Here is a 14,617-nt window from a genome sequence, read left to right on the forward strand (position 1 = left end):
ACGTAACTCGCTGAAGGTTCAAAGTAGCTGCAGCATGGCCTCAAAGCGCGGATCGCCTGCCGCGATCTGGCAGCGAAGCAGCCGCCATTGCGAATATTTCAGGAATTCGAGATTCTTGCGCGGGGAGATGGCGTGCATGAGCCGCGCCCAAAGGCCCCAGTAGAGATCGTCGGCGACGCCATAGAGCCGGCAGCGATTCAGTGATTGCGGCCGAAAGCATCCATCGAATTCCTCAAGCGCGCCGCGCATGTCGGTATCAAAGGCGAGGGCCTCGTTGAGCAAGATCCCGAGGTCGAAATAGGGATCGGCGTCACAGGCGTTATCGAAGTCGACGAGCTGGATCGCCTTGCCCGGCCCGACCATGACATTCGAGGCGAGGCCGTCGCCGTGGCAGGGCTTTGCGTCCCATCCCGCCAAGATGAACGCTTGCTCGATATTGCCTGCGGCGGCGCGCAGCCGCCCAACGCCGGCAGGCGCTTCGATCCCGCCCGCGGCGAGATCCGCCTCGAGCTGACGAATGCCGTTGAAAACCGTCCATTTGCGCCCGAAGGGCGGGCCGGCGTGGATCGCCTTTTTCGCCGAGACGACGTTAAAAAGGATGGTCGCGTCGGCGAAATCGTCGACGGTCGCGGTCCGCCACATCTCGTCCAGTCGGTCGAAGAGAGTGGCGCGCTCGGCCGCAAAAAGGCGCAGGGGCTTTGGCGTCGTCCCAAGCTGCGCGGCGATGCGGGCGGCCTCGAATGCTGCGCCGACATCGACGCTCGGCCAGAGATCTGGATGCAGGATTTTCAGGAAGAACCGCTCCGGCGCGGCGCCGACGTCGATTGCGAAGCAGACGCTATCTACAGCCCGGTGCAAGGGCGACATGACGGGCGTAGCGCCCGCTTCGTAGCGGACGCTGAGGCCGCGCCATTCGGGCGTCGCCGCGATCAATGCTTCGACGAGCCTCTCTTCGTCGGTCAGGGCCTCTCCGGGCTTTCTCATCCTGAAACTCCGGCAAACCAGCTATGAAGCGAGGACATCGCCATCCTCGCACAAGCGCCCCAAAGGCCCGTCTCGGCATCCTTTCACAATGTCAAGTTATGGCTTGACTCCCTGATTCAAGGCCGCAACAAAGATTGAGGACGAACCGTTCAAGGCAAGCGCCGCAGCTCCCAAAACACGCACGGAAAAATCCGCCGCTTGACCCACCGCCCGCACCGCGGGAGGCATCAACCGCCCAGGAAAATTCTCGATAAAAATCCTGGGTCAGTTCGAAGCGAAATCAACATCAGGTCGGAGCGGCGATGCCGAGCATAAGGCCGAGCGGCACGATAAAGGTCCCCCCAACGTAGATGCCGTCCTTGGGACGGGTGGCGGTCGACGGATTGAAGAAGCTGTTCGGATTGATCACATATTGGAACACCGGCTCGAAAGCCATGCCGGCGGGCAACGCAATGTGAGCATTCGCCTCTATGATATATTTGTTGCGGTTGAACGGCGCTCCGGAGCCGCCTGCGACGAAATTGGACGCCGCCAGGAACTGGTTGTAGTTCGGGTTGAGTTGCGACCAGTTGAATTTGACGCCGAAATTGTCCGCCGGCCGGCCCGCGAAGGGCGACATGAGCTTTGCGCCCCCATAAACGCTGGTGGAGATCGGCACCGTCGAATCTAACGCGAAGCCGGCGCTGCCGTAGAGCGAAATGGCGGTCGGAGTGGGATTTTTCTCTGTTCCGCCATCGGCGCGCCAGACCACCTGATCGCCCTGAAGAACGACGCCGGAAGTTCCATTTCTGGTTTTCGCCACGCCGCCGAAGGCCGTCGCGACATTGTTGTCGACGTGGCTCTGGGAATTATAGAAGCCCGTGAAGGAATAGGCGCCAGGATAAGGATTGGTCGCGAAAGTGGTCTTCCAACCAATCTCACCCATGGCGATCACGCCTTGTGGGTCTTCCTGGTTGAACCACCTGTAGCCGGTCTGTGAGTTCGCTCCCGGGCTGCCAGAAAAGACACCAGCCTCCGCGTAGACGGGCACGTCAAACTTGTAGCTGAGATTGGCTCCCCACACGCCGCGCTGCGGCGACGTCCAGCCGGCGTTTTCATACAGGATGTCTTGAAAACAACTGTTGATGGAATTGCAATTCGGCAAGGCGTAGTAGCGGTCTGGATGGGATTTGCCGATTTCGAAGTCGAGATGGTCGTCGAAGAGCTTTTGCTCGAAAGTCATGATGGATAGCCAGGCCGTGGGCGGCGTGAACGGAGGCTGATAGCCCACCGTGCTATCGCCGATTTGAGGCGCAATGCTGAGATTCTCGACGATGCCGAAGAAGGTGTTCTCATAGTGCAGCGAGGCGCCTTGCCAGCCGGCGATCTTGCCCAAATCAGCATCGCCTCCAACGATGAAATAGGCGGAATTGGAGTAGCGGCCCGTCACAAGGCCAGCGCTCGGGTTGCCTTGGACGAAGTCGATGGCAAGAGCATGGAAGGTGTAGCCTTGCGCGGCCAATGGCACGAAGATCGAAGCCAGCGGGCCATTGAAGCCTGGCTTTGCTACCGGCTTTTCAAGACCGACCACAAGGTTCGGATTGACGTCTTCAGGCGAGGCGCCCGGCGCGGCTTGGCCAACTCCCTCCTGGGCGAAGGCGGCGGAAGCCATACTCAGAAGAGCGCCAAGAGTCAGGGCAGCGCCCGTGCGCGTTAAACAGACGCGCACATGCGGCGAGGCAAACGGAGACGATCCGCCAGAAGCAGTTGTATTCGACATTCTGAACTCCCAAAATAAGCAGGGCCGGTGAAGTCTCGGGGGATTCCCTAACCAGCCAGAATCCGGCCTGAACCAAACCTTCGCATTCCCATCACTGGGAAATTCCTTCAGACGACGCGCACCAGCGCGCCCGTTCATACGCTTTTGAGGCCGGGAGGCTTCGCCAGACGTTCCTGCGCGTCTTCATTGAGAGGCGCCGGAACCATCAATGCTTATTTCCCGTAAATCCGGTGGACAGCCCAGCTGAGGCTCGCAAAGCCATGCTCAGTCAGACCAATCACCGGAAAATCTAGCTATTTAGTCCGATCAGCTAATCGATACAGCTAAGACTAGAGGCGGCGAGATCAGAATGTCAATCCACTGATAAAGAAAGTTTCCTGTCAGTGATATTTTGGCATCATCCTGTTGATCTGAATCAAGGCAGAAACCGTGCCGTTGATTCGCGTTTCCAAAAAGAGTGAAGCCCGCTTACTTCCGCGTGCAGACTTGCCGGTCCTGGCGCTGGAGGGGGATGGATGTCACCCAGGCGCGCGCATCCCTTGCTTCATCATTTTGTGGCGTAGGAGCGGTCAGGCTGGAGAGCGCCGGGACTGGATAAAGCTGGTTGCTCCTGTGCTGCTTCCGCGGCCATTCTATATTTACGGAAACACCGAGGGATCACGTCCGCCGACCACGGCCATCAAGACAGCGGCGCCGCCTTTCACGCCCAAGCCGAAGCTATGTAGTCTCAGCTTGCAAGGCCTGCCCAGAGTTTTTGCAATTGCCTACTTTCGGCAAGCGATTCAACTGATCTCCGTGCATTCGTTTCATCATATGATCGGCGCGGAGTCAGGGATTGGTCAGCATTCAGGGATGAGCCACGAAGCGACGAGTATTGGAAGGCTCGGGCGCGATGAGCGACAAATCGTCCTTAGTTCAGTCCTGCGCTTGATAAGAAGGTGAGGCAGCCCCAGCCACGGATCGCGCACATAGTCGGGCTAAGGCGTCGCCGCCCGCCAGTCTGCATGGATGCGGAGAAGATCCGATCAATCTTCACGTCCGCGCCGAGGCGGCCCTTCGATGGCGAGGCAATAAAGCATGTCGGCAAGAATTTGCGTGCCGATCTGCTGATCCTCGGGCGCGGTGTATTCGGTTGGATGACGGATGACGCCGCCGCGGCTTCTGACCGCCAGCACAATCGCCGGACAGAACGCCGAGAGCGCAACTGCATCTTGACCCCCGATCGTCTCCAGGGGGCGCGCCGTCTCGCCATGCGGTGCGGCGATGCGCTGCGCCAGCGAGACGAGCCCCGGCGCGAAGCTGCCGGGCTCGCGGCGGTCGATCGCGCGCACCTCATGGACGACGCCGGCCCTCTCCGCCGCCGCCTCGAACTTCTGCTTCATTTCTTCCTCGGCTGCCGCGAGGATCGCCGCCGAAGCCGATCTCAGCTCGATGAAGAGCACGGCTTCGCCGGGCACAGTGTTGGGGGAATTGGGAAACACTTCGAGACGGCCGACAGAACTATGAAGATCGAGGCCATGCCGGCCGGCGATGTCCCTGACGTCGGCAATCACATAGGCGGCGGCGAGCAGCGCATCCTTGCGCTGGGCCATCGGCGTCGGGCCGGTGTGGGCCTGGCGGCCGAGGAACGCGAGACGATATTTGACGGCGCCCCAGAACCGGGTGAATGCAGCCGAACTGCTCCCCGGCCTGATCCAGAAAGGGCGCGCCCTCTATATGCAATTCGATCAATGCATCGGGACGCGCCACAATGTCTGCGCCGGCATAGCCGATGGCGTCGAGCGACTGCGCGCCAGTGACGCCGTCGCCGTCGCGGCGTTGCAGCGCCCAGTCGAGTTCCGCCGCGCCGGCAAAGACGCTGCTGCCAAGGGGGCTCGGCTGGAAACGTGCGCCCTCCTCATTGGTCCAGTTGACGACCGTGAAATTGCAGGCCGAAAGGCGGTTTTCGGCGATCAGCCGTTCGCGGACCGCAAGCACCGCCTTGCAGGCGGAGATCACCCCGAGGGCGCCGTCGAAGCGCCCGCCATTCGGCGGGCTGTCGAGATGCGAGCCAACCATCACCACAGGGGCGTTGTCGCCGACGAGCGACAGGCGCCAAATCGGTTGCCGATGGCGTCGACCTGCTGGACGAAGCCATTTTTAGTGAACCAGTCTGCCAGCCAGTCGCGCGCGAGGCCGTCCTGGCGCGACAGCGTCAGACGGTTCATCGAACCGTCTTCGCCACCTCCAGAAGTATATATGACGTCCATCATCGCCTGCAGGCGAGCCGGATTGATGGGGGCGTGGCTAGACGGAGAGAGCTTATCAGGCAGGGATGACTTCCACATTTGACTGAGCGAATTGATCGCAAAACTCACTGGCCAGCGCGCTGCCGGTGATGACGGCGTCGAGGCGAAGGATGTGTATGGATCCGAGCCGGCCAAACTTCGAGCTGTCGGCGACGTTTGATGTGACATTGAATCCTCTCAATGCACTATCACGAAACGGAGGAAAACAGTCATAATCAACTTAGAAGAACGCCATATAAAGCTGAATTTATACGAGAATTCCAGACCTTGCCCAGATTTCACATTTGTCGTATCTGTTGTTTTTGCATTATTGCCTATTATCTCGGCGCTTAAACGTGGCGTGAATTGAGCGCGCGGGAAATGCATTGATCGACCGAAGCGCGTCATCGATCCACCTCGCTCATCGCGCAGAAAATGCAGACCAGGGCTTACTTCCGCGGCGCTCGCCGCGCATTTTCGCTGTCGGCGCCCACGAACCGGCGCACCGCTGACGAATCACGCCACGACGACTGGTCTGCAAGCTACCGCTCGGGGTTGCGTCGAACCCCCATCGAGCTTTCGGCATCTCGCGGATCGCGTTCAACATTCGAGCTTGCGAGCCGCATTCTGCTTGCCCCCGGATCCATTCCTCCCGGATCCATTCCTCCCGGATTGGATGATGTATGCGGGGAGCTTTGGAGAATGTCAGCTCGGGTCGACGGTTATTTCCATTGCTTCTCTTCATTGACCCATAGCGCGCCGGGAAGCATTCCGGGCGCGATAAAGGCGTCGACAATATTGCCCAGCAGGATCGATATATTATTCTTGAAGTTTTCGGTTGGAAGGGCCTGCCCAAAGGCGATCGATCCGCTCGAAAACACAGCGCCATTGTTTGGCGCTGTGAAATAGACCATGTCGGCTCGGATACGATAATCCTGCGATCCGGCAAGGCCCGGATAGGGATAGAGAATTTCCTCGATCGAGAGCATGTAATTGTCGCTGTGGCCGCCGGAAGATGCGATGATTTTCGCATGCGGCGGCGTTCCATATTGGAGATCATAGCGATCGAGCTCCAGCCCCGCCGCGCCGCCGTAAGCGAGGCCGGACTCGCCGAGCATTTCTCCCTCAATGCCCTTCATCATCCATGACACGGTGCGGTGATAACTGTCCGGCATCCGTCGATAGGGCCTGCTCGTCTCGAATCCCTCACCGATGAAGCCGACGCCCAACAATTTCTGCGGCGCCCGGCCGAGATTTTTCCACAGGCCGCTCTTCTGGCCGGTGGTGACAAGATAATGCTCGCCAGGGCGCGCGCTCCAGGCGCGCATGCCGGAATCGAGTTTGCGTACCTCCATGGTTGACAGATCGTCCTCGCCGAAGGCGACATTCCAGTAATAGCCATTGCCGCCCATGTAGATGTAGCGGCCGCCGCCGGCGATGAAGTCCTCAGTCGCATCGAGCATTTTTTCTGAGTAATATTCAGGATGTGTGCCGCTCATGACGCAGCTGTAGTATCTGATGGCGTCGAGGCCCTCCCGATGCAGGTCTTCGTCGGTCAGCACCTCATAATCGTAGCCCTTGTGCTCCAGCCACGCTATAACGGAAAGATCGGCAGGAAACTGCCAGGTTACGCCCATGCTCGATATCCGATGTTTCGGCCGCATGTTGACGAGCGGACGATGGTAGGATGAAAAGCAGACGCCGTTTCCATCCGCCCAGCAGTCATAGGTTGAAAGGCCGAACTCCCAGTTCTTGTGCATCTCTATGTCGATTTCGGAAAGGATCGGCGGCTGTCCAGTCATCGGCTGGATAATCTGCGCGTCGAAGCTCAAATGTTCATTGGCGTAGGCGAGATAACTCGCCGTCGGAAATAGAAACGCCAGACGCGCCTTCTGGATCGAAGGGCGCACGAAGAACACGACATATTCTTCGCCAAGGCCCCGGCCCGGGCCGGCCCGAAGCCGCATGGCATAGGCGCCGCTTTTCAGCGCGGCCGGCAATGCGACGCTTCGCGTGACTTCCCAATTGGCGTCGATCATGGCGTCGTAATGAAACTCGACTCCGCCATATTCCTGCGGCGCGAGCCGAAAGCAGTCGTTGCGGCCGTTCCAGTTCCAGCCGGTCTGTCCGCGCACCGGGCGATTGTAACCCCAGGCATGCAGATGATAGGGACCAGCGTCCTCAACGAGATCGCCGATCCCCTTGTCGGTATAGCCGAGCGTTGTATCCCAATAGGCGATCATGGCCTCGGGCGCCGGTAGGGCGCCGCCCATGATGGTCGCCAGCTCTGCCCAGTTCAGGACGCGATTGTAGACGCCCGGCCGGTCGATCTTGCCGCAGTAGGTTTGCGACACGAAAGGGCCACGGGCTTCGTGCCAGTCGCGCGAGCCGGCAATCAGAAACGGCGTCTCGGCCAGATGCGTCTGGCGGAAGCGGAACGGCTCGCTGACATGCGACCTGTAGTCGATCGGACACACTTTGCCGAGCAGGCCGTTATAGCGATTGGCGACGCTTTCTTGATGGATCGTGGCGCGGCCGATTGCGCGATCTAGCGTCGCGGCGACAAAATACCACATCTTGGGTATCAGAGGAATCTCTGTTTCGACATAGTCGACTTCGTCGCCCCGTCCGACCCAGAACTCCAGATGGCCCTTCGGATTGATCCCGAGGCAATATCCGACATTTTTGATATTGTTCCAGCGCCCGAGCAGGCATTGGCGCAGGCCGGCGTCGGGCAGGCTGGGGAAAATAAAGGCGTAAAGCGTGAGGCTCCCCTCAATGGCAAGGCGGCCCTCGGGATCAACCGCCTCGAGGAACGATCCGATCTGCGTATATTGTTTCTTGACGGCCCAATCGCCATTGGCCTCGCAGGCGATCTCCTCCTCGACGAATCCCGGTCCGTCGGGATGTTGGTCGCCATGGATCAGGCGAACAAGCTGCGCGTTGGCGTTAGCGGCTCCGTCGGCGTTTACGTGAAAGTTGATTGTGTCGCCGGGCTTGACGCTGATCCTGTTCGCATATCCGAAAATCTTGACATGAGCCATTTAGCAATCCAGAATCTTGGCATGGGTGGGTTCGCCCGACTTCCTTGAATGATGAGTGTCACTCTTTGAAGGCAGGCGCGATAAGCAGCGTCAAAATCAGGATTCGAGCAGATCCTGCACGCGGCGCAAAAACACGCCATGATAGGCTTCATTCTGCGACCCGTAGATCCTGTCTTCCACGACGCGCGGCGCGACTCCGCGATGTCCGGACAGAGCGACGATGCGATAGGCCTTGAACGGCTCGACGACGGCGATGGCGTATTTATCGGCCATAGGCGCGCGCCGGAAATAGAGCAGCAGACGTTCGAGCGGCTCGCTGTGCTGTCCGAGTGGGCTTCGTTGATGCTCCTCTATCAACTCGGACGAAATCAGCGTTCGCAAATAGTCGCGCTGCATCTTGTCGTAGCGGCGCCAGTAGCTTAGATCTTTATTCTTTGTCTCGGTGACTTCTTCGGGGAGCATTTCGCCTCCTTTCACGGCGCGCGTCGAACGTCGTTCGCTTTTTTTCTTGTCGCGCCAGGCGCGAAACTGTGCCTTGACGCCAAAAAGGCCTTCGCGCAGGAAGAGCACGACGCCTAGCATGATCACGCCAATCAAAAGCAGCCGGACCGGGCCCATAGAGATCAGGATCTTGTCGAGCAGGATGACGATCGCCGTGCCGACGACCGCGCCTTCCGCGCGGCCGAGGCCGCCGATCACGAGCATCGCTAGTCCAAGCAGAACGGTATCGAAGCTAAAAATCGAAAATGCGACGCCACGGAAATGGGCTGTGTAGAAGCCGCCAATGAAGCCCAGGCCGATGGATGATATGACGAAGACAAAAATGCGCGCTCGTCGATAATCGACGCCTGTCGCCTCGGCGAAGGCCTCGCGTTTCTCCGGCGCCATCCGCAAGATCCGTCCAATTCTCCGGCCGTTGATGAGACGGTACAGACAGAGCGCCATGATCATCAGGACGAAGCAGGCATAATAGGCGAGCAAAGACTGGCTATGCTGGTCCCAGCTTTGGGGGATGTAGCTGTCCGCGCCGTAAAGTCCGCCGGTTGAGGATCCGAACAATCTCGATTGCTGCGCATAGACGCGGCAAAGTTCATTGAGGCCCAGAGTCAGCAGCGCGTAATAGAAGCCATCCAGGCGCGTCGCAGGAATGGCGATGATCAGGCCAGAAAGGAGCCCGATCATCGCACCGATGAAAGGCAGCCCATACCAGGGTATGCCATATTGAATCGACAGATAGGCTGTACCGAACGCAGAAACTCCGACCACCGCATAGGTCGCCAGCGAATAGATCCCGGCAGTCCCGATAATTAGCATCCAGCATAGATTGATCGCAGCATAGATACCGAATGTTGCTCCGGCCGTGAGCAATGTGTTTTGCAGGTCAGCCGGCACGAAAAGGGGAGCGAGCGCCAGAGCCAGCAGGCCGAGCAGCCACCAGATCGGGCGCTTATCGACAATGGTTTTCTCGCTGCGGAGGGTCTTTGGATTATATTCGCCACGAATATTCAGGACGCGGCGCCGCGTCGGCCAATAGCGTAGCCTGTTCCACAATGCCGCCCCGTGGCCAGACCATTTGTAGTAGTATCTGAGCCGTCCCACAGGCAGCATTACAGCATCCGAGCTGCGGGTCCTGTCCCAAACCTCCTGTGGGCTGACGTAATCGATTGTTGGAAGCTCCTCGACTGCGTCCTTCACATCCCAGAGGTAAAGCGGATTGCGCCAGGAATTGGTCATTTGTTCACGCTTCCCGCGCTTTATCGAGGATGCCCGCGATTCCGCGCGGCCGCACCAGCAGGATCAGGATAATAAAGGCGAATTGCGTTATCAGGACATATTGGCCGCCCAGCGCGACGCTCGTTATTGCTTCATTGAGACCGAGAAGAACGGCGGCGATTGCGGCGCCTCGCACGCTACCGAGACCGCCGCAGAGCGCGATGCTGACGCCCTTGATCATCGGGGTCAGTCCACCGAAAGGGGAGATGTAATATGTCTGGGACAGCAGCACGGCGGCGAGGCCGGCGAGGCCGCCGGTGATCGCCATGACATAAAAGCCAGTGCTGCGAACGCCAATTCCGACAATTGCGGCGGCGTGGGGGTTCATCATCATGGCCCTGATCTCGAGGCCGCGCCGGCTCGATCGCATCCATTGCAACACCAGCGTAACGACGACGATCGATGCGACGATGTTGCCGATCTTGTCGGCCGTCAAAACGATATGGCCGAGGTGGATTTTCCAGGATCCGAAGATTTCCGGCAGACTCTTTGCGCGCGGACCAAAATACCACATCAGCGTCTGCGTGCCGATCAGATTGATGGCGAGCGTGGCGATCATGCCGCGCACAGTAAAGCTTGGTTTGTCGTGAATGGGGATGAAGGCGAGCGCGCAGACGAGCAATCCCATGAGAGCGCCTGTGAGGATTCCAGCCATCAGCACAACAGCGCCAAAGGTGGAGATATATTGGGCGCAAAGCCACGCGCCATAGCCGGAGGCGGCGAAGATGAAGCCATAGGAGAGGTTGATGAGCCCGACGCTCGACCATGTAATGGAGATGCCGATAGCCAAGGTGCCATAGATGCACGCCAGCACGAGGGCGTTGATAAGAATGAAGCCGAAATCCATCTGCCGATCAAAGCTCCCGCGTGGTTTCGAAGCCGAATTTAGCGGAAGCTTCGCCCTTCAATTTTCCAACATGCATGCTGATGATCCGGTGGACGCGGCCTTCGAGGAGGGCAACATTCTGTTCCGCGATCACCATGGCGGAGCCGCCGAGATCGACGCTCATCAGCGCGTCCATGACGCCTTTGCCGATTTTCGGGGCGAGGCCGAGCGAGGGCTCGTCGACCAGAAAAAGCGAGGCTTCGGCCATCAGTCCGCGGCCGATCGACACCATGCGCCGTTCGCCGCCGGACAGGCGGCCGACAGCAACATGCATGAGCTTGACGAGAGGCGGGAAGATTTCAAGGATGCGCTTCTTTCGTTCAGCTCTCTCCCGCCAGGCGCGCGGTGTGAAGGCGCCCGAATCAAGATGATCTTCGACAGACAATCCATGAAAAATCTCGTCCCCCTGGGGAATCAGGGCGAGGCCCTGGCGCACGATGAGATGGGTGTAGCGGCCGGGCCCCTGACTTCGTGTGCGCCCCACCTCAACGCCGTTGAGACAGACCGATCCGCGCTGCCAGCCGGTCAGCCCGGCGATCGCGTAGAAGAGCGTTGATTTGCCGTGCCCGTTCAAGCCGACAAGACCGACGCGCTCGCCGGAATAGACTATGAAGTCAAGATCATGGATCACCCGCATCGGACCGTAGCCCGCAGACAGGCCCTTGACGTTCAAGATTTCGCGTTTGCCGGTCATCGCGCCGCCTGCTGCATCATTCGAGCGCTCCCTCGACGACGTTTTCGAAATAGGCCGCGCGAACGCGCGGATCATTCAGCACATCGGCCATGGATCCTTCCGAAATCACTTCTCCCACGTCCATGACCATCACGCGGTCGGCAATCGTCTCCAGAAGCTCCATGCGATGTTCGACGATGATGATCGAAATTTGCATCTCCTTGGAAAGGAGGCGGATTAGGTGATCGATCTCATCGACCTCCGAATTGATCAGCCCGGCCGCCGGTTCGTCCATCAGGATCAGCGCGGGCCGGCGCATCAACAGGCAGGCGAGCAGCAGCTTACGCCGATTGAACGTTTCGAGCTGTGCTGTGGGTTCGTCGGCGCGGACGCGTAGCCCGACCAGTTCGGCGCCATATTCTGCGTCAAATCTGGTCAAATAGGGCTTGTAGGCCTGGCGCGCCGCCTTGAAAGTCTCTCCGACGGTAAGTTCATCGGGGACCACCGGCGTCTGATAGGTTCGCCCGACGCCGAGCCGCGCGCGGGCGTAGAGCGGAAGCCGCGTGATGTTTTCGCCCTTGAGCAGGACCTTCCCGCTTTTCGGCTGGATGCGGCCCGACAACACCTCGAAAAGACTGGTCTTGCCGGCCCCATTCGGCCCGATGACGCCGAGCACTTCACCACGGCGGACATTCAAGCTGACCCCGCTCAGAATCGTTCGCCCGCCGAGATTGAGATGAATATCCTCGCACGCAAAGAACGCGGCGTCGCTTTCACGTATTTCGGGGGCGGGCGTCATGGCTAACCCCACCAGGGCGCTGGCTGCAGCGCGGATTCCTTGATCTGGTAGGGATAAATGATTTTGTGCTCGTTGTTTTGAACCTGGACATAGAGCTGGCTCATGCCCTTTTCGAGTTCGGACGCTGAAACGGCATAGCCATTGTCGGGAAAATGCGCGGCTTCCTGATATTCATTGCGCATGTCCATATGACCGCAGACGCCGCGGTAGGGATTGGCGCGCACCCAGTCGCATACGGCCTTGAAATTGGATGGGTCGCCCGTCGCTTGCCACGCCGCCTTCAGATAGTAGGCGATGTCATAGCCGTTTCCAGTGTAGACGAGGCCCATTATTCCGGGAAAACGCTTCTTGTATCTGGCGCGGAAAGCGTTGCCTTTCTCGTCGGCGTAGACGCCAAGGACGGTGCTCCAGCAGAATCCGTTGGCCGCCTCGCCCGCAAGCGTGAGGAATTCGGGCTGCGATGGTCCATATTGCAGATAGACGAGCGAGTCCTTCACAGGATCGCTGACAAACTGCTTGCAGAACGCCGCATATTCGGCTGCAACCCAATGGTCGATCATGATCGCGCCGGCGTCGGTCTGCTTCAGCTTTTCAATGACCGGACCCCAGTCCTGCACCGGAAACTGGATGTCGGTAACCGCGGCGACTTCAAAGTTGCTTTTTTTCAGCGCTTCCTGCGCCGCTTTGGAAATTGTCTGACAATAGGCGACCTGCTCCTGAACAATATGCACCTTGCGATTTTTTGGCTTCCAGGCGCCGGACTCCTCCATGGCCTTGAGCCAGATAGGATAGGTATATCCGTAATGCACTTCCGACGGATCGGTCTGGAAGACATGGCTGTATTTTTCGGGATTAGCCTTGAAAGCACTCGTTGCGGCGCGTTGCGTGTTGCCCTGCAAATAGGGGCATTTGTATTTGGCGGAGGCGTCCATCGCCGGAATCGGAACAAAGAGAAAGGCGTTGGAAATCGCGTCCACTTTGGCGTCGACGCAGGCTGCGATGGCCTGTTGGCAGCTTTCCGGTGAAAGCTTGTCGACATCCGTGACGAACAGTTTCAGCTGGCGGCCCAGAATGCCTCCGGCGGAGTTTATCTCCTCCATCGCAAGCGTTGTGCCATTCAGGTGGTCAAGATCGTCGGCGACGCCCGCTGCCGCCGTTTGCGACGTAGGTACGCCAAGGAGAATTGGCTTTTTGTCGAGCGCAAAGGCTCTGGAAATATAGGGAGCTGGCACGCCCGCCGCGACTGCGCCCGCCGCAGCGCCCTGGACGAGTTCTCGGCGATTGATCTTGCGAACCATATCCTTGCCTTTCTGGAAGTTGGCGCCAGGGCAGGGTCGTCGGTCTGGGCGCCGGCAAGACCATGGAAGACGTCTGGGCCGTCATAACCTAGGAGGTAACATCTAGAAAACTAGTGGAAAACGCTAATAATGGTCAAGGGCCCGACCCCGCCATTAAAAAATATTTCTTGTTAAGAATAATTCCTGGTCCCCCAGGGCCCTCGGGAGCGACCTCTAAATTCTCAAAAAGGGCTAGACGAAATCCGTGATTAGAGCTTAGTTAAAACGTTTAGTCTGTCTCAAAGGTTTGGCGATCATAATTGGACCGCTGCGCTTTTCGGTCGCGGTCTTGCGTGCTAAAAGCAGCGTGATTTGAGCGCCTTTGCGATCAGACGCCGTCGCTAGGCGAAGCTTCGGGCGTCTAACGCAAGGCCATCTCCGCTTTCCGTTTTGGCGCATCGAGACATTTAAAATGAAAATTCTGATCGCTGACGATCACTGGATCGTGAGGGCATCTCTGAAGCAGGTGGTTCAGCGCCTCGAAAGAATGCTTTCCTTCTTTGAGGCAGCCACGTTCGACGAGGCAATTTCAACCTTGCGTCGGCAGCCCGACATGGATTTGATGGTCGCGGATTTGATCATGCCCGGATTTGACGAATTTGCCGGATTGCAACGGCTGCGCACCGAATTCCCGGAAGTGCCGGTCGTTGTTGTTTCTGTGCATGAGGATGTCGAACACGTTTTTCGCTCGGTTGAACTCGGCGTCATCGGCTACATCCCGAAATCGGCCAGCGGCGCCGAAGTCGAGCGCGCTTTCGAACGCATACTCGCAGGCGAAGTATCTTTTCCGCGCGATATCATCAAACAATCCTCGAACGGCGCCAGTGCGGGCTCGGCGCGGGCTGCGGTCGAAACGCCGATGCTCGAACGCGACGTCAATTCCCTGACCAACAGGGAGCGAGAGGTTCTCCTTCTTCTCGGCAATGGCTATTCTGTGAAGCGCATCGCCGTCGATCTCAATCTCTCCGTCCACACCGTTCGTGTGCACATCGGCAATATGATGAAGAAGTTGGGGTTTCAGGATCGTTCCGCGACGGTTCATTACGCAGTCAATCTGGCCAATACGGCAAGGACGGGCGCCAGGTGAAAGGAATG

The 14,617-nt window shown here is 58.6% G+C and carries 9 protein-coding genes and 1 pseudogene; 1 reads left to right on the top strand and 9 read right to left on the bottom strand.

Annotation, left to right across the window (positions count from 1 at the left end):
* Positions 1-18 precede the first annotated feature (18 nt).
* From CR492_RS16190 to CR492_RS16235, 9 genes and pseudogenes are all read right to left on the bottom strand, one after another.
* Complete coding sequence (locus CR492_RS16190; protein ID WP_102844774.1) at positions 19-984, bottom strand: phosphotransferase family protein; 966 nt, start codon at positions 982-984, stop codon at positions 19-21.
* Positions 985-1,270: 286 nt separating this feature from the next.
* Positions 1,271-2,881, bottom strand: a complete 1,611-nt coding sequence (locus CR492_RS16195; protein ID WP_245412127.1) for a carbohydrate porin — start codon at positions 2,879-2,881, stop codon at positions 1,271-1,273.
* Between the two features lie 887 nt (positions 2,882-3,768).
* Positions 3,769-5,070: pseudogene (locus CR492_RS16200) on the bottom strand (Zn-dependent hydrolase).
* A 662-nt stretch (positions 5,071-5,732) separates the two neighbouring features.
* Positions 5,733-8,054, bottom strand: a complete 2,322-nt coding sequence (locus CR492_RS16210; protein ID WP_102844776.1) for a N,N-dimethylformamidase beta subunit family domain-containing protein — start codon at positions 8,052-8,054, stop codon at positions 5,733-5,735.
* Between the two features lie 96 nt (positions 8,055-8,150).
* A complete protein-coding gene (locus tag CR492_RS16215) occupies positions 8,151-9,788 on the bottom strand; it encodes a branched-chain amino acid ABC transporter permease (RefSeq protein ID WP_102844777.1) in 1,638 nt (545 codons plus the stop codon).
* Positions 9,789-9,792: 4 nt separating this feature from the next.
* Positions 9,793-10,674, bottom strand: a complete 882-nt coding sequence (locus CR492_RS16220; RefSeq protein ID WP_102844778.1) for a branched-chain amino acid ABC transporter permease — start codon at positions 10,672-10,674, stop codon at positions 9,793-9,795.
* Positions 10,675-10,681: 7 nt separating this feature from the next.
* Entirely contained in the window at positions 10,682-11,407 is a 726-nt protein-coding gene (locus CR492_RS16225) for an ABC transporter ATP-binding protein (RefSeq protein WP_102844779.1), read from the bottom strand.
* Positions 11,408-11,423: 16 nt separating this feature from the next.
* Complete coding sequence (locus tag CR492_RS16230) at positions 11,424-12,185, bottom strand: ABC transporter ATP-binding protein (protein ID WP_102844780.1); 762 nt, start codon at positions 12,183-12,185, stop codon at positions 11,424-11,426.
* A 2-nt stretch (positions 12,186-12,187) separates the two neighbouring features.
* Complete coding sequence (locus CR492_RS16235; RefSeq protein ID WP_102844781.1) at positions 12,188-13,483, bottom strand: ABC transporter substrate-binding protein; 1,296 nt, start codon at positions 13,481-13,483, stop codon at positions 12,188-12,190.
* Positions 13,484-13,934: 451 nt separating this feature from the next.
* Here CR492_RS16235 and CR492_RS16240 point away from each other — a divergent pair, with 451 nt between their 5' ends.
* On the top strand, positions 13,935-14,609 hold the full coding sequence (locus CR492_RS16240; RefSeq protein WP_102844782.1) for a response regulator transcription factor: 675 nt from the start codon (positions 13,935-13,937) through the stop codon (positions 14,607-14,609).
* Positions 14,610-14,617: the final 8 nt, after the last annotated feature.

The sequence above is a fragment of the Methylocella silvestris genome (genome assembly GCF_002891535.1).
Taxonomy (GTDB): domain Bacteria; phylum Pseudomonadota; class Alphaproteobacteria; order Rhizobiales; family Beijerinckiaceae; genus Methylocapsa; species Methylocapsa silvestris_A.